We start from the raw sequence: 21,715 nt of genomic DNA on the forward strand, positions 1-21,715 counted from the left end.
CAGCAAGACACGATGGGCGGCGCCGGTCACTGGTCGGCGCCGTCCATGCGTCTTGGCGAGCCGCCTGAATTCTCCAGCTTGCGATAGAGCTCCAGCCAGCGCCGCTCGCGCGCGGTCAGCGGCTCGCCGTCGAACGACCACGCCGGACACCCCTCCTCGTCGAGCGGTGCGATGGCCTCGCGCCTTTCGAACTCCGCAAGTTCGCCCACCGTCGGCCGTAAGGCGGCAAACACATTCGAGCCACGGCAGGGGTGACGCATCACTGTTCCCAATCGACATCCCCGATCCGTACGCTGCCGATCGATGCCATCAGGCTGGCGAGCTGGGCTTGGCGTCTGGTCGTGGTCTTGGCGAAAACTCGGCGCAGATGCGTCTTGATGGTATTTTGCGACAGCCCGAGCGCGCGTGCGGTCTCGATGGTGGTGCTGCCGGACGACGACGCGAGCGCGACTCGCGCCTCGGCGTGGGTCAGACCATATGCGTCCATGATCCGTCCGAGCGGGATCGATCGTCGGTTGGCAGCATCGACGACGAACAACAGCACCGCCGCGTCCTTCACGCCCGCATCGGATAGTCGTCCAAGATCCTTGCCGCGGATCGCGGTGACCAGGACGGTCAGGAGCCGGCCGTCCTGGTTGCGTGGCAGGCTCATCGTGCCGCCGGCGGCCCCCCGCAGCGCCGCGCGCACCAATTCGTTGAGCCGCTGCGAATGCACAGGCCAACGGGTCGCGATCGACTGATGCAGTCGCAACGACCCTTCCTCCGACATCCGTCTTGCAGAGGCATTGGAGAACAACACGCGTGCCTTGTGGTCCAGCACCACGACACCGTCGGCAAGCCGGTCGAGGACATCGAATGCTGCATGCTGCATGGCCAGATAGCCGTCGATCCGAAATCCGAGCGTCACCGACCGGCGCAGATGCGGCGACAGCCGCTCCAGCAGCCGCACCTCATCGGGATCGAGCGGCCCGCGCCGCTCGCTTCGACACATGTTGAAGGCGGCACGAAAATCGTCGCGCGCCGCCAGCGCAATCATTCCGTTATACCCGATCTCCTGAGGCCGCAGCACTTCGTCGTAGAATGCGGTCGCCTGAAGCTTTGAGAGCGGGATCGCTTGATCGGACTGCACCAGCCGCCCTACCGGCTGCGTCTCCATATATTGCGACCATGGATTATTCATGTGCCGGTCCTGATAGGCGCGATTGCACGCCTCATTCAGGCGGCCGTTGAAATCGAAATAAACGCGCTGCGCGGTGACCGATTGACCGAACAGGATGCCGCCCTCGCTATGCGTGAGATCGGCGATGGCCGTGAGCGCATGGGGCCACAGATCGTTTTCGGCCGCGGCGTCGTAGATCAGGTCGAGGAGCTTTTCGATCCCGTCGTTGGAGAAGTTCACCATTTTGCCGCCCGAGTCATCGACAACCAATGGTTGCCTATACAACCTTAAGAGGTATTATGATGATACCGCATTTGGCGGTGCAATGCCTCACCCGGTGGGGTGAGAGAGACTGCCAATGTCGGTCATGATCCGGTCTTGTGTTCTCCTCAGGACCACTGCGGGATCGTGGCAGACTGCGTAGAAGTGCGCATCCAAAGTCGTTGTGCCAGCGGCTGACGCTCGTATCTTGCGAGCCTACCGGCATGCTCCGCATGTCGATGCAAGCCCGCCGCGACGTTTGCCAACCGTAGAGTGAGAAGCTCGTCTGCAACGCTGCGCTGATGACGAACTCGACGGCAAAGGACGCCCGCGCGCCCACCGTCGAGGACAGCTTTGACGATCTTGTTCCGTTCGTGCGGCGTGCTCGTCAATGAAAGCGTGCCTCGCATCGCGAGCTTGGTCATCGTGGAATTCCCACACACTGTGTTCTGCGCGCCACGGTCACCACTCATCTTTCGCCCCTCACCCCGTTGGGCGACGCGACGACCCGTCACCGCTCGCTATCCACATCGTCGACGGTTGCGCTCGGGCGAGTCGGGACACCCGCACAGGTTTGGAAGAAGACTGGGAATTGGCAATGGCACAGGCACGCCGCGAGATCTCGAAGCCCGCGATGGGCCATTGCGGCACCCGCCGGGAGCGCCTCCTTACGCGGTATTTCGCAGGTTCATTGGTCCTTTCGGCAGCACTGCTGGCAGGCCAGTCGGCACAGGCGGATTGCACGCCGCAGGCGGCAGGCCAATCGAACCTCGTCGCAACCTGCACCGGAACGACCCTCAATCAGGGCGGTGGCGCGCCGGGAACAAGCGCCGGCGCCAATGGCTACGGCACCGGTGCAGAGAACGCGACCGTCACGGTCGCAAGCGGCGCCTTGGTTTCCGGAACGGCCGCCAATGCGCGAGGTATCTATCTCGGCCAGGGAACCGTCATCAACAATAGCAGTGCGACCATCGCAGGCGATCGATCCGGAATCGCCACGACCGGCAGCAATCCGCTTACGGTCACCAATTCGGGCACCATTCAGGGCTCTGGTTTTGGTATCGACGGACTGGGACAGACCACAGTCACCAACAACGCTGGCGCGACGATCACCGGGACGGCGTACGGGGTTTCCGGCACGACGCTGAACCTCACGAACCAGGGGACCATCACCGGCACCGACGCGAGTGGCGCCGCCGGATTCTTCGGCAGCACGATCACGAATTCTGCGGGTGGTAGCATTACCGGAGGAGCCTATGGAGTACGGGTCAACCAGGCGGGCCTTGTCACCAACTATGGCACGATCGCCGCCGTCGGATCCGCCGTGGCAGCCCCTCAGGCCGGCGTCGGCGTAGGCTCTAATTCGACCATCAACAATTTCGCCGGCGCCACCATCTCCAGCGGAAGCCAGGCAGCAGTCACGGTCGGTTCCGGTAGCGTGATCTACAACACCGGGACGATCGCCGGCTTCGTCTACGGTGTTCAGGCTCTCGGCGGAGGCGTCTCGATGCACAACGCGGGCAGTCTCAGCGCCGTCGTATTCGATGGCAACACACAGGCCATCAACGCCATTCTCTTCACTGGAACCGGCAATACCCTGACGCTGGCGCCCGGATCGAACATCTCGGGCGCGGCAATCGGTACCGGAGCCGACACCCTCGAGCTCGGCGGCAGCGGCGCGGCGACTTTCGACGTCTCGCAGATCAATTCAACCGGGCAGTATCGCGGCTTCGGCACCTTCAACAAGGTCGGCGACTCCACCTGGAGCTTGACTGGCACCAGCAGCTTTGCCGGTCCGGTCAACGTGGACAGCGGCACATTGCTGGTCAACGGCGACATTTCGTCCGCGAGCGGCGTCGCGGTGAACTCGGGCGGTACACTCGGCGGCACCGGCACCGTCGCCAACGTCATCGTCAACGGCGGTACGCTCGCGCCCGGCACTTCGATTGGAACGCTGACGGTTGCCGGCAGCCTTTCTCTCACCGCGGCATCGACTTATCTCATCGACGTTTCCCCGTCTTCTTCAGACCGCATCAATGCCACCGGCGGCGCAACGCTCGGCGGGGCGGCAGTGCAGGCATCGTTCGCGGCAGGAAGCTACGTCTCGAGGCAATACACGATCCTCACCGCCGCAGGTGGCGTCAGCGGGACATTCGGCGCTCTCACCACCAACCTGTCGCCCAACTTCAGCACGAGCCTGAGCTACGATGCCAACGACGTCTATCTCGACCTGGTTCTCAACTTCGCCATTCCGGGTGGTCTCAATGCCAACCAGCACAACGTCGGCAACGCGCTGACGAGCTTCTTCAATGCCAATGGCGGCATTCCTGCGGTCTACAGCATGCTGACTCCGGCCGGCTTGACCCAGGCTTCGGGCGAGGCCGCCACCGGCAGCCAGCAGGCGACGTTCAACGCGATGAACCAGTTCATGGGCGTCCTCACCGATCCGTTCATCACCGGACGGGGCGAGACGGCGACGTCCTCGGCGACGTCGTCCTTCGCGGCCAGCGATGCGCGCCGTGGGGCATCCCGGCCCGAACGCGATGCCTATGCCGTGATGTTCGCGAAGGCGCCTGTCGCGCAGGTCCATGATCCCCGCTGGCGCGTGTGGGCGGCCGGCTTCGGCGGCGCGCAGACGACCGATGGACATGCGGCGCTCGGCAGCAACACATCGACCAGCCGCCTTGCGGGGGTCGCCGTCGGCGCCGACTACCGCTTTTCTGCGGACACGGTCGCCGGTTTCGCGCTCGCAGGCGGCGGCACGAGCTTCTCCGTCGAGAACAGCGGCTACGGTCGATCCGATCTGTTTCAGGCCGGCGCGTTCGTGCGCCACAGATCCGGTGCAGCCTACGTCTCGGCGGCGCTTGCCTACGGCTTTCAGGCCATCACCACGGACCGCATCGTGACGATCGCGGGCCTTGACCGGCTGCACGCCGAGTTCAATGCGAATGCCTATTCAGGCCGTTTCGAGGGCGGCTATCGCTTTGCGACGCCCTGGCTGGGCGGCCTTGGCCTGGCGCCCTACGCTGCGGCCCAGTTCACCACGTTCGATCTGCCTGCCTACGTAGAGTCGGCGCTGGCGGGCACGCCGGTGTTTGCGCTCGCCTATGGCTCGAAGAGCGTCACCGACAGCCGCAGCGAGCTCGGGTTTCGCAGCGACAAATCGTATGCCCTGGCTGGTGCGATGCTGACGCTGCGCGGCCGGCTAGCCTGGGCGCATGATTTCAACACCGACCGCGCGGCCACCGCGACATTTCAAGCCTTGCCGGGTGCGAGCTTCGTCGTCAACGGCGCCGCCCAGCCGCGGGATTCCGCGCTGACCAGTGCATCGGCCGAGGTACGGTGGACGAACGGCTGGTCCGCCGCCGCAACGTTCGAAGGCGAATTCGCGGATGCAATGCGCAGCTATGCTGGCAAGGGCGTGGTCCGCTACTCTTGGTAGGCCCACCGTCCGCGACATTGGCCGCTTCCGCTGGCCGTTGCGGCTCCGACATCTGCACGTCATAGAACGAAACATCCGCGCAGCCTTGCGGCAGGACCGCGGCGTCCCTGCTCGTCATGCTGGTGCGCCGCCCCACCTACCCGTCACATCATCCGGGTCCGGCCGGCCTTCGCTCCATTTTGCTGCAATCTTTCATCGAAGAGGACTGGCCTTAAGGGGGCATCCGCGCCGCTGCCGCGACCGACGCGACTTTCGCCAGGCGGAACTCCGGACCCCTATGCACTGCGCCGTGCATATCTAACCTTATCCAATCCAAAATTGACCCGATGCGCGATTCACCTGTATCACCGTCGTGGGGACTTCGATTGCTGGGAAGTGTCATGCCGCGTGTTCTCGTGGTTGATGACGATCCGATGGTCGGCGCGACCATCGAGGTCCTCCTCCAACGTCAGGGCTTCGACGTCACGCTGGCCGATGGCGGTGAAACAGGACTGGCTGCGCTGGAAACGCAGGCCTTTGAGGTGATGCTGGTTGACATCTTCATGCCGCATATGCGCGGCTTCGAGTCCATCCGCATCTTCCATGAGCGCGCGCCGGCTACTCCGCTGATCGCGATGTCCGGTTACGCCTTCGCGTCATCCGCCTCGCCCTCTCCCGATTTCCTCCGCATGGCGCTGGAGCTCGGCGCAACACGCTGCCTGCGCAAGCCGTTCACGCCCGACGCGTTGCTGACCGCCATCCGGGAATGCCTTACGGGCGAGAGCGCGCAACCGAAGGACAAGAAAGAAGCCCCTTGATTCCAACGCAGCGCGTCATTCTCGGTGCCGGACTTGCCATCCTCCTGATCATCACGGCAGCCTCGATCGCCCTCGACGTCAAGTCGCGGTCCGATGCGGCGTGGATCAATCAGACCGTCCAGGTGCAGAAGAAGATCTCCGACCTGCGTGTGCTGCTGCGCCGCTCCGAGAGTGCCGCGCGTGGCTACGAGCTCTACCGAAGCCAGGGCTTCAACGACGAGTTCCAGGCGGTGCGTGCCGAAATCACGCCGGCGCTGGCCGATCTCAAGCGCGGCGTGCGCGACGCTCCCGATCAGGTCGCGCTGTTGGAGGCCACCGAGCCGCTGGCGCTGCGCCGGATCGAGATTGCCGCCGACGCGATGCGGATGCGCGCCGAGAACGACCTGGCCGGCATCGCCGCGCTCCAGGGCAGGGCCGAGGGCCGCGGCCTCATGGACACGGTGATGCGCAATCTCGACCAGTTGAGCGCGGGGGAAGAACGCCTGCTCAAGGCGCGCTCCCAGGATTCGCGCCGCACCGGCATCGTGCTGCTCGGCATCGACGTTGCGGGCGCTGTGCTGATCCTGCTCCTCGTCGCGCTGGTCATGCGCGAGAGCCAGCGCGCGACGGGGGAGCTCCAGAGCACGCTGACCGAGACCACGGCCGCCAAGGAAGCCCTCGCCGCCGCGGTAGCCGAGCGCACGGAGCATCTGGTCACCGCGCATGACGAGTTGCGTTTGTCGGTCAACGTGTTGCAAAGCACGTTTCACAGCATGGCGGAGGCGGTGCTGGTGATCGATACCGACGGCAATGTCCTGCTATCCAACCCGGCCGCCGAGCGCATGCTGCTGCATCGCACCGGGATGAATTTGCGCAATTTGCGCGCGCTGTCCGACGTCTATCACGGCGACGGCGTCACGCCGCTGAAATCGGACGAGCTGCCCTCGGTGCGCGTGCTGCGCGGCGAGCAATTCGAAGACCTCGAGATGATCGTCCGCCCGCACAGCGGCGATCTTGCCCGCCATCTCATGATCAGCGGCCGGCCGATGCGAGATGGGCACGGCAACATCTCCGGCGCGGTTCTGGTCTATCACGACGCAACAGCCTCGCGGGAGACCGAGCGGCAGCTTTACCAGTCGCAGAAGCTGGACGCCATCGGCAAGCTGACCGGCGGGGTCGCGCACGACTTCAACAACATGCTGACCGTCATCTCCGGCAACACGGAGACGCTGGTGGAGAGCCTGAAGGGCCAGCCCGAGCTCCAGCGCACGGCGCGCCTGATCGACGACGCCGCCGAGCGCTGCGCCGAGCTGATCCAGCATCTGCTCGCCTTTGCGCGCCGTCAGCCGCTCGAGCCGCGCAACGTCGAGATCAACGCCGCGGTGGCGGACATCGCAAAGCTCCTGCGCCCGACCCTCGGCGAGCAGATCCAGATCGAGACCGTGCTCGAACCGGGCCGGATGACCGCCCACATCGATCCGTCCCGGCTCACCAATGCCGTGCTCAACATGGCCATCAACGCGCGCGACGCCATGCCGAACGGCGGCAAGCTGCTGCTGGAAACCCACCGCGTCGTGCTGGACGAGGCCTATGCACAGGCCAATGCCGACGTGACAGCCGGGCCTTACGTGATGCTCGCGGTCAGCGACACCGGCACCGGCATGTCGGTAGAAACCCAGCAAAAGGCGTTCGAGCCGTTCTTCACCACAAAGGAGGTCGGCAAGGGCTCGGGCCTCGGGCTCTCCATGGTCTACGGCTTCGTCAAGCAGTCCGGCGGTCACATCAAGATCTACAGCGAGGAAGGCCACGGCACCACGATCAAGCTCTATCTGCCGCCGGGCGAAGGTACGACGGACGTGGCAGCGGCCGTCGCGCCGCAGGCCGAAGGCGGCGCCGAGACCATCTTCGTCGTCGAGGACGACAATCTCGTGCGCAACTTCGTCACCGCGCAGCTCCAGAGCCTGGGCTACAAAACGGTGGCGGCGTCCGATGGCCCAAGCGCGCTGGAATTGATCGATGCCGGCGAGCCGTTCGACCTGCTGTTCACCGACGTCGTCATCCCCGGCGGAATGAGCGGGCGCGTGCTCGCCGAAGAGGTGGCCAGGCGCCGGCCCGGCGTGAAGGTGCTCTATACCTCCGGCTACACGGACAACGCCATCGTCCACCACGGCAAGCTGGATGACGGCGTGCTGCTGCTGACGAAACCCTACCGGAGAAACCAGCTCGCCGAGATGATCCGGAAGGCGCTGGGCTAGCTACCGCGTCGCCAGCACCACCGCCGCCAGCGTGAAGATCAGCGCCGCGATCTGTCCCGGCCCGAGCGGCTCGTGCAGCGCGATGGCCGAGGCGACGACGCCGATGACCGGCACCGCCATCGTCCCGATCGCGGCCACCGAGGCCGGCAGCCGCGCCAGCGCGGCGAACCAGCTCACATAGGCGATGCAGAACTGCACCACCGTCGAATAGACCAGCAGCCACCAGCCGAGCGGCGTCACGTTCGACAGATGCGTGGTCTCGACCAAGAGGCCGATGATCGAGATCGGCAGGCAGCCGATCCCGATCTGCCAGGCCGCGGCGGTGATCGGCGGCAGATGGATCGGGTACTTCTTGGAGAACACCGTGCCGACGGCAAAGCCGAACGCGCCGGCGAGCGCCATGATGATTCCAGGCAGCTTCTCGACGCTGGCGGTGATGCCGTTGCCGCCCATGATCGAGGCGAGCCCGACAAAGGCCATGACGAGCCCGAGCGTGCGGATCAGCGTCGGCCGCTCGCCCAGCACCGGCCAGGCGATGATCGAGGCCCAGACGGGCATGGTGTAGGCGATCAGCGCCGCCTCGCTCGCCGGCAGCCAGAGCAGCGCCAGGCCCATCAGCACCATCCAGCCGGTGACGTTGAGCGCGGCGGCGGTGATGAGGCGCGGCCAGATCGCCGGGTCGACCTTCAGGCTCTGCCGGCGCATGACCGCGAGCAGTGCCAGCAGCACCGCGCCCAGCACCCCGGTGACGCCACGGAGCGTCAGCGGCGGCAGCTCGGAGAGCAGGAATTTGGTCACCGGCCAGTTGAAGCCCCAGCCGATCGAGGTGATCGCGAGGAACATCAGGCCGGCCGGGGCGATGCGCGCTCGCGCATCCCGGCGGGTCGAATCAAGCATGAGGGCAGTCCGGCAAAATGGAACGTCAGCTTGGCGCGGATTCGCCGGGCAAACCACCACCCTGCCGGACATGCCTGCCCTCGCCTTCCGTAGGGCTACGTGAGTCCTGCTGTGGCAACCCCATCGCCTAAAAATATACCTGCCCTGTGAACAGCGGGATGAAGGCTCCGCATCACCACGGGATGCAAATTTTTTCAGTTGGGAATCCCTGAGGACTCACTGATACTTGGCTCCAGAACAGGCGCGGGCTAGCCCCCTGTTATCCCCCACAATCCACCATATTTAGTATTTGATTCAGGAACTCGCACTAGTTCTTGACGGGCGCAGCGGAGAGTCCTAGCTTTCGGTCCGTTCGGCGCGAGTGAGTTTGCGTCCCGCCGGCACTCCCCCAAAGGGTCTCGCAAATCGACACTCCGCCCGCCAGCCAAAGGCAGCGGATGAGGGCTTGTCTGCCCTCGGATAGCGGGGCTTTTCGGGCGCCAGAACGGGCCGGCAACAGGCTCGCATGGCAATTGTTGAAGTGACTGTGGGGCGTTGAACGCATGTCGGGCCCATCCCTTTGGGGGCGGATGTGCCTGGACATGCCGGCGGATGATCGATGCACGCATCGAAGAATCGCGTCGGGAGAACAAGGGCCGGGTCCACCGGCTGAACTGCGATGCCCGAGGCCGAATGGCCGAAGGAATTCGCGAAACGAAATGTCGACCCGGCACGCCCTCAACGAGGGGCGGGACCGGTCCAGAAATAAGGACGGGGCAAGACCATGCGGATTGAGCGGCGCCACACCAACTCGGGACAGTCACCTTACGCGGGAATCGATTTCCGCCTGACCACGTCGGAGATTCGCAATCCCGACGGCTCGGTCGTGTTCAAGCTGGAGAATGTCGAGGTCCCGACCGAATGGTCGCAGGTCGCCTCCGACGTGCTCGCCCAGAAATATTTCCGCAAGGCCGGCGTTGCCGCGCGCCTGAAGAAGGTCGAGGAGGAATCCGTCCCCTCCTTCCTGTGGCGCTCCGTGCCCGATACCGAGGCCCTCGCCGCGCTGCCCGAGAAGGAGCGCTATGTCAGCGAGCTCAGCGCAAAGCAGGTGTTCGACCGCCTCGCCGGCTGCTGGACCTATTGGGGCTGGAAGGGCAAGTATTTCTCGACCGACGAGGACGCCCAGGCCTTCTACGACGAGCTCCGCTACATGCTCGCGATGCAGATGGTCGCGCCGAACTCGCCGCAATGGTTCAACACCGGTCTGCACTGGGCCTATGGCATCGACGGCCCCGGCCAGGGCCATTATTACGTCGACCCCTTCACCGGCAAGCTGACCAAGTCAAAGTCGGCCTATGAGCATCCGCAGCCGCATGCCTGCTTCATCCAGGGCGTCGGTGACGACCTCGTCAACGAGGGCGGCATCATGGATCTCTGGGTCCGCGAGGCCCGCCTGTTCAAGTACGGCTCCGGCACCGGCTCCAACTTCTCGCGCCTGCGCGGCGAAGGCGAAAAGCTCTCCGGCGGCGGCCGCTCGTCCGGCCTGATGAGCTTCCTCAAGATCGGCGACCGCGCCGCCGGCGCCATCAAGAGCGGCGGCACCACGCGCCGCGCGGCCAAGATGGTCGTCGTCGACGTCGATCACCCCGACATCGAGACCTATATCGACTGGAAGGTGAAGGAGGAGCAGAAGGTCGCCGCCCTCGTCACCGGGTCCAAGATCAACCAGAAGCACCTCAAGGCGGTGCTGAAGGCCTGCGTGAACTGCGAAGGCTCGGGCGATGATTGCTTCGACCCCGAGAAGAACCCTGCCCTGCGCCGCGAGATCAAGCTCGCGCGCCGCAGCCTCGTGCCCGACAACTACATCAAGCGCGTCATCCAGTTCGCCAAGCAGGGCTACAAGGACATCCAGTTCGAGACCTACGACACCGACTGGGACAGCGAAGCCTATCTCACGGTCTCCGGCCAGAACTCCAACAATTCGGTGTCGCTGAAGGACGATTTCCTCCGCGCCGTCGAGACCGACGGCGACTGGAATCTCGTCGGACGCACGACGAAGAAGATCACCAAGACCCTGAAGGCGCGCGACCTCTGGGAGAAAATCGGTTACGCCGCCTGGGCGTCGGCCGATCCGGGCCTGCACTTCAACACCACCATGAACGACTGGCACACCTGCAAGGCGTCCGGCGACATCCGCGCGTCGAACCCGTGCTCGGAATACATGTTCCTGGACGACACGGCGTGCAACCTCGCCTCGGCGAACCTGCTGACGTTCTACAACACCGAGACCAAGCGCTTCGACGTCGAGAGCTATGAGCATCTCTGCCGGCTCTGGACCGTCGTGCTCGAAATCTCGGTGATGATGGCGCAATTCCCGTCGAAGGCGATCGCCGAGCTCTCCTACGAGTTCCGCACGCTCGGCCTCGGCTACGCCAACATCGGCGGCCTGCTGATGACCATGGGCCTGCCCTATGACAGCAAGGAAGGCCGTGCGATCGCCGGCGCGCTGACCGCCGTGATGACCGGCATCACCTACAAGACCTCCGCGGAGATGGCGGCCGAGCTCGGCACCTTCCCCGGCTACAAGAAGAACGCCGCGCACATGCTGCGCGTCATCCGCAACCACCGCCGCGCCGCCCATGGCCAGTCCAACGGCTACGAGGCGCTCAGCGTCAACCCGGTGCCGCTCGACCTCGTCTCCTGCCCGCAAGGAGATCTCGTCGGCCATGCCCAGGCGGCGTGGGATGCGGCGCTCGAGCTCGGCGAGAAGCACGGCTATCGCAACGCCCAGACCACGGTGATCGCGCCGACCGGCACGATCGGCCTCGTGATGGATTGCGACACCACCGGCATCGAGCCCGACTTCGCGCTGGTGAAATTCAAGAAGCTCGCCGGCGGCGGCTACTTCAAGATCATCAACCGCGCGGTCCCCGCGGCGCTGCGCGCGCTCGGTTATCGCGAGAGCGAGATCGCGGAGATCGAAGCCTACGCCGTCGGCCACGGCTCGCTCTCCAACGCCCCCGGCATCAACGCCTCGACCCTGAAGGCCAAGGGCTTCACCGATGAAGCCATCGCCAAGGTCGAGAAGGCCCTGCCGACCGCCTTCGACATCAAGTTCGCCTTCAACAAGTGGACCTTTGGCGAGGACTTCATCCGCGACCAGCTCGGCATCGGCGCTGAAGCCATTGCCGCTCCGGGCTTCGACCTGCTCCAGGCCGTCGGCTTCACCAAGCGCGAGATCGAGGCGGCCAACGTCCACATCTGCGGCGCGATGACGGTGGAAGGTGCCCCGCACCTCAAGGCCGAGCACTATCCGGTGTTCGACTGCGCCAATCCCTGCGGCAAGATCGGCAAGCGCTATTTGTCGGTCGAGAGCCACATCCGCATGATGGCAGCTAGCCAGCCCTTCATCTCGGGTGCGATCTCCAAGACCATCAACATGCCGAACGACGCCACGGTGGAGGACTGCAAGTCCGCCTACATGCTGTCGTGGAAGCTCGCCTTGAAGGCCAACGCGCTCTATCGCGACGGCTCGAAGCTCTCCCAGCCGCTCAACTCGCAGCTCATCAGCGACGATGAGGACGAGGACGATGCGGTCGAGAGCCTCTACGAGAAGCCGATGGCGGCGCGTGCCACGCAGGTCTCGGAGAAGATCGTCGAGAAGCTGGTCGAGCGCATCATCGTGATGCGCGAGCGCGAGAAGATGCCGGACCGCCGCAAGGGCTACACCCAGAAGGCGGTCGTCGGCGGCCACAAGGTCTACTTGCGAACCGGCGAATATGACGACGGCCGTCTCGGCGAGATCTTCATCGACATGCACAAGGAAGGCGCGGCGCTCCGCTCCTTCATCAACAACTTCGCCATCGCGGTGTCGCTCGGCCTGCAATACGGCGTGCCGCTCGACGAATATGTCGACGCCTTCACCTTCACCCGCTTCGAGCCGGCGGGCCCCGTGCAGGGCAACGACAGCATCAAGTACGCGACCTCGATCCTCGACTACGTCTTCCGCGAGCTCGCGGTGAGCTACATGTCGCGGTTCGACCTCGCCCATGTCGATCCCAACGAGACCGGCTTCGACGCGCTCGGCAAGGGCGTCGATGAAGGCAAGGAGCCGAACGAGGACGGCGGCCACCACGCCACCCGCCTGGTCTCGCGCGGCCTCACCCGCTCGCGGACCGACAACCTCGTCGTGATGCGCGGCGGCAGCACTGCGGTCACGCAAGGCAACGACAGCGCGCCCTCAGGCGGCAGCAAGGTCACGGCGATGGCCTCGCATGGCGCGAGCGCCCGCGTCGGCGATGTCCTCGAAGGCGCCGTCGCCCTGAAGCAGGAAGTCCAGCACGACCTCTCGCCGACGGAGAAGCTGGAGGCCCTGCAATGGAGCAAGGCCGGCACCGCCGCGACCGCCGTCCCCAGCAAGGCCGAGCGCCGCGCCGAGGCGAAGGCCAAGGGCTACGAGGGCGAGATGTGCTCGGAGTGCGGCAACTTCACGCTGGTGCGGAATGGGACGTGTATGAAGTGCGATACGTGCGGCAGCACGACGGGGTGTTCGTGAGGGGCTTGGTTTCACTCCAACCCCGACCCGCCGCTTGATCTACACGCTCGCCATCACCTAAAGTTGTGGCGAGCGTTTTTCTTGAGCGTGAGGAGTGGCATGTCGCGGGCATTCGAAGACAGCACGTTATGGCGTTCCGCCTTTGGATCTCGATCTAAAGATCGACTAGCGGACGACAGAAAATCGCTCGAACTGGCATATCGACAATTCCGAGAAGGCGTCCTTCCACTACTTCGACAAACTGCGATTGACCTCCCCGCGCTCACCGTGCACGACGAAACGCACGTTGACCAACTCTGGGACGTTGCCTCCGAGATCTGCGGCGAAGCGTATCCTCTAAATCCTTTGGAGGGGCTAATACTTGGCGGCGCATTTCTTCTGCACGACGCAGCCCTCTGCTTGGCGGCATATGAAGGTTCGATCAGCGGCTTGCTACAAAGTGATGAATGGAACGACTCAGTTGTCAGACTTTGGAGAGCGCATGGCGTGGAGCAGCCAAGCGCGGATCAAAGAACATCTCCGCCCGATGATATCAAGAACGCTGCTATCTTTGAGGTATTGCGAACCAAGCACGCACATCAGGCGTCCCGCCTCCTCGATAGGACTTGGCCTCACCCCACAACAGGTCGCCCAATTTCCCTTCTCGACAATAATCAACTGAACGAGGACTATGGGCCGCTTATTGGGCTAATTGCCGCCAGCCATCACTGGCATATCAAGCTCGTCGAAGACACCTTTGTAAACGTCATCCCCGCATCTTCGCGCTGGCCCAGAGAATGGCAGGTCGATCCATTGAAGTTAGCTTGCATCCTGCGTTGCGCAGACGCGGCTGCAATCGATGAGCGTCGAGCGCCGAGTCGACTGTTTGCGCTAAAGCCCCCAAGCGGAACTTCCCGGCGTCACTGGGCCTTCCAGAACAAGATGTATCCGCCACGTCTTGAAGATGAGACTTTAGTCTTCTTCTCCAAGATTGCCTTTGGCTTGGATGCTATGGACGATTGGTGGCTATGCTACGACGCGGCCAATATCGTCGATGAAGAGCTTCGGGCCAGCAACGCGCTGCTGGCTGCACATCGACGCCCCCCCTTTTCTGCCAGGCAGGTCTTCGGCGCAAGGATCGCCGAGGATTTTTGCAAAAAGGTCTTAGTGAGTGGCTGGACCCCCGTCGAGACCAGCCTTCGAATTACAGACATTCCTAGCATAGTAAGCCGCCTCGGAGGCACGAAGCTGTATGGCGAAGACCCAGAAGCTCTGCTTCGCGAAATGATTCAGAATGCGGCTGATGCAATCAGGGCGCGTCGGCGCCGAGACCATAGCTTTGCTGCTAAAGGAAAATATCCCGGAAAGATAAAAATCCGAACAAGGATTGAGGCAGACACAGTACACTTTTTTATCGAAGATGATGGCCTGGGCATGCCGGCAGCTGTCTTGACCGGCCCGTTGCTTGATTTCGGCACATCCTTTTGGAACTCCGAACTTGCCGCTGTTCTGTATCCTGGCCTGCAGGGCGACACCGAATTTCGCCCCTCGGGCAAGTACGGCATCGGGTTCTTCGCAGCCTTCATGTTCTCTAATCGAGTTACTGTGATCTCGAAGCCCTTCGCTAAAGGACGTGACGATTACCTTGTGTTGGCATTCGAACGCGGACTGAGTGGGAGGTCCCAACTTAGGAAATATGATCCACACATTGATGGCGAGCTTGGAGCGAACGTTTCAACAATCATCAAGACTCAACTTCCGCTCGATAGGCTCACTCGCTCGTTGCAATCATTCGCGCAAGCAAACCAATCACGATTTTCCCTTCATAAGCTGCTCTCCAGCCAACTTTCGCAATTGTGCTTCGCCTTGGATGTCTACGTCTCTCTCGAGTGGGAGGACGGCACTTCCACTTCACTCAACACACCACATTATCGAGACTGGACGAATGAGGAATTTGTTGTAAGGCTAGATCAAACATTTGGCCGAGAAGGCGCAGGAACGGCTAAACATTTTGCCAGTTGCGTCGAGCCTTTGATCAATGACGATGGACGATTTTGCGGCCGCGGGTATGTGTCGCCTGGATTTTCAGCTAGGATCCCAATTCGGGCCACTGACGGCTTCGCAAGAACGAACCCTGGCTACGTAATAGGAACTGGAGACCTATTCGAAGGGGTTGTTGAAGAGCGCCCTGTTATCGCCAGCCGGCGTTTAGGAGAGCTTACTGCAACTCCTACAGCGTGGAAGAAATGGGCCTCACGCCAACTGGAACATCTTACTCGAGAAAGGAGCAACCTTTCGGGGGAGGAGCTGTATTTTGCCGCCTGCCGTTTGGCCGAACTTGGTGTTGATGTCTCTTCGATTGCTCACTGCTATCTAGTAGATCGATACGCTCCAATTGCTGATTGCATAGATATTCTAAGAACCCGCGGCCAGATCGCATTTCTTGCGAAAAGACAATTCAGCTTCGTTGAGGAAGATGCGCGAGCATCGCGCGAGCTCGCAGCGATTGGAGATTTCTGTCGCTCAGTCAAAGATGGTGATGGGGAGCTGGTGCACTCCCTTCAGTTTATTCAATCGCGATCCTTCCAGCTTTCCTTTGAAGACTTCTCCGATGATCTTGAGGACACCCAATCTAACAATGTGCTGGCGTACTTTCTGAAGTTGCTCAATAAGCAGGGACTGAGCTATGCGGTTTCCTTCAAGGCTCGACTTCCTATCGGAGAGTATTCGGGGTATTCGACGAATTCCATCAAGGATGGTGACACTCTCTATTGTAGCGCTGTGCTCGTGGCGCTTCTGGATGGAAAAGCAAGCCAGTAACTACTCGACAACGAGAGAGCTGCTCGGCTGCGAAAGGCTCCTTTGGAGCGTCCAAAATCGTGACAATGCTCTGCACCCTAAATCAAGCGGCTCACGTACACCCCGTCACGCTGGGACGATAGCTGCAATCCCCAGACCGCAGCCATCCCCTCTCCGATCACCCCGCTCGCTTCACGGCGCCTTCGCCTGCTCCGGGAGTTAGTGACAGTGCACGAAATCAACTCGCTCTGGCCTGCGCCTCCGCCTCTTGCTTGGTGAGCGAAGTCAATCTCGTGCGTTGGCGCCGCAATTTCCAACCACTTTTGGCTTAGCTGCCCACAATCAAGCTCGTGCCCACAATCAAGCTCCAGACAAATTGCCTTTGCGGTCGCCCCCTTCCCCCCTAAACTCCCGACCACCGCCGGCATGAGTTCCGGCGGCCCCCCGGTAGAAGCGGAGTCACCTTATGCCCAAGCCGGAAAGCTTCCCGATCGAGACCATCTTCGTTCCCACGAAGCAGAAGAAAACCCTCAAGCCCGAGACCGTGGCGGAGATCGCGGAAAGCATGCTGGACATCGGGCAACAGACGCCCATTTCCGTTCGGCGCGACGGAGACCGCCTCGTTCTGGTCGAAGGATTGCATCGGCTGGAGGCCTGCAAGGCCCTCGGCGAGACGACCATCCTCGGCGTCCTGGTCCCGGCCGAGCTTGCTCAACACAAGCCGCTTCTCGCCGAGCGACCCGAAGTCGAGGCAGAGCGCATCAAGATGGCGCGATTGAAGCAGTTGCGCCTGGAAAAGGAAGCCGCGGAGGCATCGGCTTCTGCCTTGAGGGGCGCCAGGCAGGCGGAAGCGCCGCGCGCCCGTCCGGCGAAAGGCGTCCGCGACAATCCGAAGGCATCGCCGGGCCGGGCTGCGAAATCGGCACCGAAATCATTGTCGGCCTGGATCACGCAGCAAAAGAGCAGCGGCGACCGCTATTGATGATGGACGCCGTCATTCCGGGGCGCGCCCGCTTGGGCGCGAGCCCGGAATCCATCTGATGGCACGACGAGCGGCGCAATGGATTCCGGGCTCGCGCTTCGCGCGCCCCGGAATGACGGTGATTTCTTGCGTAGTTGCCGCGGCATGACGGCCGCAATCCTTCAATCGCGGCCACCTCCCCCTCGCCGATCAACCGCCACGCTCGTGCCCATGCGGGCCGAGATCGCTGATCCAGCTGCACTGCACAGTCTCCGTGTGGGTGCCTGCAAGCGCACGGCGTAGTCCATCAGGTCCTCTAAACATGCTAGCAGGAAGCTCCTGTTTAGATGCGAGGTCCCATGTTGAACTTTCAGCTCCCGTGGCACGAGATCTTTGCCCCGACGCATTCGCTCTTGGAAATGCTCGTGCGGGGCACCATCATGTATTTCGGCATCTTCGTGTTGATGCGCCTCATCCTGAAGCGACAGACCGGCGGGATCAGCATCCCGGATGTGCTCCTCGTCGTCCTTCTGGCCGATGCCGCACAGAACGGCATGGCAGGTGAATACCGATCCATCACGGAAGGTCTGGTGCTCGTTGCCACCATTATCTTCTGGAACTTTGCCATCGATTGGCTCGGCTATCACGTGCCCTTCCTGGAGCGGCTTGTTCGGCCCCCGCCGCTCCTTCTGATCAAGAACGGCCAGGTCCTTCGCCGCCATCTGCGACAGGAGCTGGTGACGATGGACGAGTTGCTGAGCAAGCTCCGGGAAGAAGGCGTCGATAGCCCTGCGGACGTGATCGAGGCCTATATCGAAGGCGACGGCAACATCAGCGTGAAAAAGAAGGAGAAGTGACGCGCGAGGTCGCGGCGGCCGGCGAGGCCGTCTCCATCGCGCGCATGTAGCGGTCGAGCAGGGTTTCGCGCTCGTTCTTGTCTTCCTTGCGCCGCTTGATGATCTGCCTTGATTTCACGTCAGCCGCCCTTGGCGCCAGCGCTCAAATTCGGGGCCCGGCATCGCAACGCGTCGAGATCTGAAGCTCCATCAGCGCCATGCGCTGCAGGACGATTGGGTCTCGCTCGCCCTCCTTCGCGGTGCGGAGTATCGATTCCGCGATCGCCTGAACGTGCGCGGAGCCGACCGGTGCAGGGAGTGACGCAACCGCCGCGTCCAGCGCCGCGTTCATCACCTCGATCGTTTCAGGCGAAAAGGATGCATTCGAGAAGTCTAGCATGGCGTCGATCCGGGGGTCACCGCGCGCGCCTGCGTCTTGCCGGCGCGCGACGTCGCTGCTTCAACATGGCTCACCAGCGTCGCCCCCAACTCCCGCGCCAGCTGCTTCCCCATCCACCGCCACCGCGGAGCAGGCGGACGACGAGGAGCAGCAGGACGGCGCCTATGGTGGCGTTGACGATGGCGCTGATGATACCGCTGCCAAGATGCACGCCGAGCTGAGGGAACAGCCAGCTGCCGAAAAACGCGCCGAAGATTCCGACAACGATATCACCGACGATCCCAAAGCCGGTGCCGCGGACGATCTGGCCCGCCAGCCAGCCGGCGACGAGACCTACAAACAGGATGATCAAAAGGCTTTCGCTCGACATATGCATTTTGATACCTCAATGGTTCGGTCGAATGACAGTTGAGCTGCGCAAAGCTGGCCGACCAGGCTCGTCGGGCGTTGGGGCCATTGGTCGTGTCCAGCCGAGCTTTCCTTCCAGATCACCAGGCCGAAGCCACGGTTGATCTGAACGGCATTGCCGGGCTGTTCGGACAGTTTCCGGTTGGTGCGGACGGAGGATTCAGGCGCCGTGCCGGACCTGGCAAGCGAGTGCGATCCTTGTGTCGCTGCAGGGAGTCAGGATCGACGTTCGATCCCGCTTGCGTACATATTTCAACATGCGCAAGGGCCGACGGTTCCTCTCGGCACAACTTATATTTGAATATTCTGATGGCGCTAAAGCCAGCGCCCAGGAATGAGACCGCGAATGCGCTGTTTTTTCGGCTTTTGCAGACATTTCCGATAAGGACGCATCAATCGTCATTAAACCACAAATAGAAACGGAACTTCGACTGGCCCGGCCCGTTTGCTCTCCATGGCTGACTCTCGTCGGCATCATACTTAGTCGAATTGGAAAATCAGATGAAACATACTTTGATGGCTTCTGTCGCCGTTGCGGCCTTGTTTGCAGCGACCGGTCTTGCGATGGCTCAAGGCGGAGCAAAGGCTCCTGAGTCTCCCGCTGCCGTTGCGCCGAAAGCCGACAGCGCGGCACCGATGAATGCGCCCGCAGCAAAGGGCGCGCCCGATGCAAAGCAGCTCGGCGACGCAAAGGTCGATGGCAAGCCGAAGGCCGCGGAAGGAATGGCCCCGGCGACCACGTCGAAGGACGTGAAGAATTCGGCTTCCGAAACCAAGCCGACCGCCGACAGCAAGATGACCGGCGAGATGAAGGCCGATGGGAAGGCCGATGGGAAGGCAAAGGCGACTGATTCCGCCACCACGTCCAAGGACCTGAAGACGCCAACTGCGGAGGGCAAGCCTGCCGCACCGGACGGCAAGACGACCGGCAATGCCGCGACCACGGCGGTCGCCGCGCCTCCCGCCGAAAAGCGTACCCAGATCACTTCGGCCATCAAGCAGGAGAAGGTCGAGGAAGTCACCAACGTGAACTTCAACCTGTCTATCGGCACCGTCGTCCCGACAAGCGTCCGTTATCACCCGTTGCCGAGCCGTATCGTCGAAATCTATCCGGCGTGGCGCGGATACGAGTTCATCCTGGTGCAGGGCAGGTACGTCATCCTTCGTCCGCACACCCACGAGATCGTCTATATCATCGAGGGCTAAGCGCAGTCCGACGGATCACGCACAAGACCAAGAGGGCGGCCCATGGCCGCCCTTTCGTCGTTCCGCCCGAGGCGATCCACCAGGCAGCTCCTGCCAGGCCGCGAAGCGATAGCCGCAAGCCACCGATCGCGGCGACCTCTCCTCGCCGATCAACCCGATCGTCTCACGCCGCCTTGGCCTGCTCCGGCGACGCCGTCTCCATCGCGCGCATGTAGAGGTCGAGCAGGCTTTCGCGCTCGTCGCGCTCGTTCTTGTCTTCCTTGCGCAGCTTGATGATCTCCTTGAGGATTTTCACGTCGAAACCCTCGCCCTTGGCTTCCGCGAAGACTTCCTTCTTCTGCTCGCTCAACTCCTGCATCTCCGTGTCGAGGTTCTCGATCCGCTCGACGAAGGAACGGATCTTGCCGCCGGGAATGGTGATGTCGGACATGGTGCCTCCTCGCTGACTGAGGTCGCGAAAATGCCCGCAAAGAAATAACCAATGTGTTAACCTCAGCCTCCTCCGCATTGTCCTGTGGAAAAGCCGAGGGAGCCGTTCCATGGCCGAGCTTCGCTTCGATGACGGTGCCGCCTATGAGCAGATGATGGGCGTCTGGAGCCGGTCGGTCGGCGAGATCTTTCTCGACTGGCTGAAGCCGGCACAGGGGCTGCGCTGGATCGATGTCGGCTGCGGCAGCGGCGCCTTCACCGAGCTCATCATTGCGCGCTGCGCCCCCAGCGACGTGCAGGGCATCGATCCCTCCGAGGGACAGCTCGCCTTTGCCCGCACGCGGCCCGGTGCGCGCGGCGCCGTGTTTCAGACCGGCGATGCCATAGCACTGCCATTTGAGGCGGCAAGTTTCGTTGCCGCAGTGATGGCCCTGGTTCTCGTCTTCGTGCCGGACCCCGCGAAAGGTGTGGCTGAACTGGCGCGGGTCGTTCGTCCCGGCGGGCTGGTCGCGACCTACATGTGGGACATGCTGGGCGGCCAATCTCCGCTCGATCCGATTCTCGACGAGATGCGCGCGATGGGGCTGTCGCCGACGCGTCCGCCGCATATGGAAGTGTCGACTCTTGCGGCGCTGCAGGACCTCTGGCGCGCGGCCGGGCTGCTGGAGCTCGAAACCCGCGAGATCACCGTGCAGCGGAATTTTGCCGATTTCGACGAGTTCTGGGCCGTGCAGACAAAGTCGCCCACCACCGCGCCCGTCATCGCGGCGATGCCGGCGGCCGATGTCGCCGAGCTCATGCGGCGCGTGAAGGCGCGTCTTCCCGCTGACGCGGACGGCCGCATCACCACCAGCGCCCGTGCGCACGCGATCAGCGGACGCAAGGCGGGATGTTGATAGCAGACGATTACGATGCTCGACCGGCTCGGGCGGTGCCGAAGGGTGGGCAAAGGCGCGCTTGCGCCGTGCCCACGAACTTTTCGATCCGGCCAGCGACGCGCGGGCACGCTTCCGCCTTCGCTCTTCGAGCTACGGCGGACAAGTCGCTTTGCCCACCTACGCGCTGTTGATTCCTACCACCAATACGGCCAGCGCCAGCCCTCGTAGCGGACATAGGACGGCACCAGCGGCGGGCCGTAGGGATCGACCTTGTCGTGTTCGGGGCGATAGCGATACCGCGGAACGACATTGTAGTCCCACGGCGTCGGCCGCAGCACGGGCGCGGTGACGATGAGGCGCTCTTGCGGCGCGCGGACGACGACGGCCTTGCGCGTCTGCGCTTCGGCGCCCGATGTTGCAAGGCTGCCCAGCACCAGGGCGGTTCCGAGCGCGCAGGCGGCGGTCATTTTTGCCATGCATTGGTCTCCTTCGTAG

17 protein-coding genes are annotated in these 21,715 nt (G+C 62.9%); 9 read left to right on the plus strand and 8 right to left on the minus strand.

Translation table 11 applies throughout. The features are described from left to right. Window positions 1–26: 26 nt before the first annotated feature. Both RX330_RS21180 and RX330_RS21185 read right to left on the minus strand, forming a co-directional pair. Window positions 27–260, minus strand: coding sequence for a hypothetical protein (locus RX330_RS21180; RefSeq protein ID WP_317239683.1), 234 nt, complete (start codon window positions 258–260; stop codon window positions 27–29). Then, window positions 260–1,402 (minus strand): helix-turn-helix transcriptional regulator, encoded by a 1,143-nt coding sequence (locus tag RX330_RS21185; RefSeq protein WP_317239684.1) that lies wholly within the window; start codon window positions 1,400–1,402, stop codon window positions 260–262. The genes RX330_RS21180 and RX330_RS21185 overlap by 1 nt, the downstream gene beginning before the upstream one ends. Before the next feature lie 616 nt (window positions 1,403–2,018). Between RX330_RS21185 and RX330_RS21190 the strand changes: the two genes are divergently transcribed. From RX330_RS21190 to RX330_RS21200, 3 genes are all read left to right on the plus strand, one after another. Then, complete coding sequence (locus RX330_RS21190) at window positions 2,019–4,862, plus strand: autotransporter domain-containing protein (protein ID WP_317239685.1); 2,844 nt, start codon at window positions 2,019–2,021, stop codon at window positions 4,860–4,862. A 380-nt stretch (window positions 4,863–5,242) separates the two neighbouring features. Further along, on the plus strand, window positions 5,243–5,659 hold the full coding sequence (locus RX330_RS21195; protein WP_212085759.1) for a response regulator: 417 nt from the start codon (window positions 5,243–5,245) through the stop codon (window positions 5,657–5,659). Then, window positions 5,656–7,893, plus strand: a complete 2,238-nt coding sequence (locus RX330_RS21200) for a CHASE3 domain-containing protein (protein WP_317239686.1) — start codon at window positions 5,656–5,658, stop codon at window positions 7,891–7,893. The genes RX330_RS21195 and RX330_RS21200 overlap by 4 nt, the downstream gene beginning before the upstream one ends. Here the strand turns inward: RX330_RS21200 and RX330_RS21205 are convergent, their stop codons facing one another. Next, on the minus strand, window positions 7,894–8,790 hold the full coding sequence (locus tag RX330_RS21205; protein WP_212085763.1) for a DMT family transporter: 897 nt from the start codon (window positions 8,788–8,790) through the stop codon (window positions 7,894–7,896). 763 nt (window positions 8,791–9,553) lie between these two features. Here RX330_RS21205 and RX330_RS21210 point away from each other — a divergent pair. The 4 genes from RX330_RS21210 to RX330_RS21225 all read left to right on the plus strand — a co-directional run bounded on the left by RX330_RS21210 (window position 9,554) and on the right by RX330_RS21225 (window position 17,920). Continuing rightward, a complete protein-coding gene (locus RX330_RS21210; RefSeq protein ID WP_317239687.1) occupies window positions 9,554–13,324 on the plus strand; it encodes a vitamin B12-dependent ribonucleotide reductase in 3,771 nt (1,256 codons plus the stop codon). Between the two features lie 99 nt (window positions 13,325–13,423). Further along, window positions 13,424–16,123, plus strand: a complete 2,700-nt coding sequence (locus RX330_RS21215; RefSeq protein WP_317239688.1) for an ATP-binding protein — start codon at window positions 13,424–13,426, stop codon at window positions 16,121–16,123. A gap of 445 nt (window positions 16,124–16,568) precedes the next feature. After that, window positions 16,569–17,084: a ParB N-terminal domain-containing protein gene (locus tag RX330_RS21220; RefSeq protein ID WP_317239689.1), complete on the plus strand. Its 516-nt coding sequence runs from the start codon at window positions 16,569–16,571 to the stop codon at window positions 17,082–17,084. A gap of 338 nt (window positions 17,085–17,422) precedes the next feature. Further along, window positions 17,423–17,920 carry a DUF421 domain-containing protein gene (locus tag RX330_RS21225; protein WP_212085787.1) on the plus strand — a complete coding sequence of 166 codons (498 nt, stop codon included), beginning with the start codon at window positions 17,423–17,425 and terminating at the stop codon, window positions 17,918–17,920. Here RX330_RS21225 and RX330_RS21230 read toward each other — a convergent pair. The 3 genes from RX330_RS21230 to RX330_RS21240 form a co-directional block, all read right to left on the minus strand. Then, the gene (locus RX330_RS21230) at window positions 17,895–18,038 is read right to left on the minus strand and encodes a hypothetical protein (protein ID WP_317239690.1); all 144 of its coding nucleotides are present in this window, start codon (window positions 18,036–18,038) and stop codon (window positions 17,895–17,897) included. The two genes, RX330_RS21225 and RX330_RS21230, sit on opposite strands and share 26 nt — an antisense overlap. 24 nt (window positions 18,039–18,062) lie before the next feature. After that, the gene (locus RX330_RS21235) at window positions 18,063–18,299 is read right to left on the minus strand and encodes a hypothetical protein (protein WP_317239691.1); all 237 of its coding nucleotides are present in this window, start codon (window positions 18,297–18,299) and stop codon (window positions 18,063–18,065) included. Between the two features lie 70 nt (window positions 18,300–18,369). Beyond that, complete coding sequence (locus tag RX330_RS21240; RefSeq protein ID WP_317239692.1) at window positions 18,370–18,675, minus strand: GlsB/YeaQ/YmgE family stress response membrane protein; 306 nt, start codon at window positions 18,673–18,675, stop codon at window positions 18,370–18,372. 533 nt (window positions 18,676–19,208) lie between these two features. Between RX330_RS21240 and RX330_RS21245 the strand changes: the two genes are divergently transcribed. After that, entirely contained in the window at window positions 19,209–19,913 is a 705-nt protein-coding gene (locus RX330_RS21245; protein ID WP_317239693.1) for a DUF1236 domain-containing protein, read from the plus strand. Between the two features lie 163 nt (window positions 19,914–20,076). Here RX330_RS21245 and RX330_RS21250 read toward each other — a convergent pair whose 3' ends face one another. Continuing rightward, the gene (locus tag RX330_RS21250; RefSeq protein WP_061848285.1) at window positions 20,077–20,343 is read right to left on the minus strand and encodes a DUF2312 domain-containing protein; all 267 of its coding nucleotides are present in this window, start codon (window positions 20,341–20,343) and stop codon (window positions 20,077–20,079) included. Window positions 20,344–20,452: 109 nt separating this feature from the next. Here RX330_RS21250 and RX330_RS21255 point away from each other — a divergent pair, with 109 nt between their 5' ends. Further along, window positions 20,453–21,238 (plus strand): class I SAM-dependent methyltransferase, encoded by a 786-nt coding sequence (locus tag RX330_RS21255; protein WP_317239694.1) that lies wholly within the window; start codon window positions 20,453–20,455, stop codon window positions 21,236–21,238. A gap of 176 nt (window positions 21,239–21,414) precedes the next feature. Here RX330_RS21255 and RX330_RS21260 read toward each other — a convergent pair whose 3' ends face one another. Next, entirely contained in the window at window positions 21,415–21,696 is a 282-nt protein-coding gene (locus tag RX330_RS21260; protein WP_317239695.1) for a hypothetical protein, read from the minus strand. Window positions 21,697–21,715: the final 19 nt, after the last annotated feature.

Source organism: Bradyrhizobium sp. NDS-1 (assembly GCF_032918005.1).
GTDB lineage: Bacteria > Pseudomonadota > Alphaproteobacteria > Rhizobiales > Xanthobacteraceae > Bradyrhizobium > Bradyrhizobium tunisiense.

Bases quoted from the DNA above. Each gene is read 5' to 3' on its own strand.
- RX330_RS21215 (WP_317239688.1), top strand. From the start codon at position 13,424: ATGTCGCGGGCATTCGAAGACAGCACGTTATGGCGTTCCGCCTTTGGA.
- RX330_RS21245 (WP_317239693.1), top strand. From the start codon at position 19,209: ATGAAACATACTTTGATGGCTTCTGTCGCCGTTGCGGCCTTGTTTGCA.
- RX330_RS21235 (WP_317239691.1), bottom strand. From the start codon at position 18,299: ATGCTAGACTTCTCGAATGCATCCTTTTCGCCTGAAACGATCGAGGTG.
- RX330_RS21180 (WP_317239683.1), bottom strand. From the start codon at position 260: ATGCGTCACCCCTGCCGTGGCTCGAATGTGTTTGCCGCCTTACGGCCG.
- RX330_RS21255 (WP_317239694.1), top strand. From the start codon at position 20,453: ATGGCCGAGCTTCGCTTCGATGACGGTGCCGCCTATGAGCAGATGATG.
- RX330_RS21185 (WP_317239684.1), bottom strand. From the start codon at position 1,402: ATGGTGAACTTCTCCAACGACGGGATCGAAAAGCTCCTCGACCTGATC.
- RX330_RS21220 (WP_317239689.1), top strand. From the start codon at position 16,569: ATGCCCAAGCCGGAAAGCTTCCCGATCGAGACCATCTTCGTTCCCACG.
- RX330_RS21260 (WP_317239695.1), bottom strand. From the start codon at position 21,696: ATGGCAAAAATGACCGCCGCCTGCGCGCTCGGAACCGCCCTGGTGCTG.
- RX330_RS21240 (WP_317239692.1), bottom strand. From the start codon at position 18,675: ATGCATATGTCGAGCGAAAGCCTTTTGATCATCCTGTTTGTAGGTCTC.
- RX330_RS21225 (WP_212085787.1), top strand. From the start codon at position 17,423: ATGTTGAACTTTCAGCTCCCGTGGCACGAGATCTTTGCCCCGACGCAT.
- RX330_RS21190 (WP_317239685.1), top strand. From the start codon at position 2,019: ATGGCACAGGCACGCCGCGAGATCTCGAAGCCCGCGATGGGCCATTGC.
- RX330_RS21250 (WP_061848285.1), bottom strand. From the start codon at position 20,343: ATGTCCGACATCACCATTCCCGGCGGCAAGATCCGTTCCTTCGTCGAG.
- RX330_RS21195 (WP_212085759.1), top strand. From the start codon at position 5,243: ATGCCGCGTGTTCTCGTGGTTGATGACGATCCGATGGTCGGCGCGACC.
- RX330_RS21205 (WP_212085763.1), bottom strand. From the start codon at position 8,790: ATGCTTGATTCGACCCGCCGGGATGCGCGAGCGCGCATCGCCCCGGCC.
- RX330_RS21210 (WP_317239687.1), top strand. From the start codon at position 9,554: ATGCGGATTGAGCGGCGCCACACCAACTCGGGACAGTCACCTTACGCG.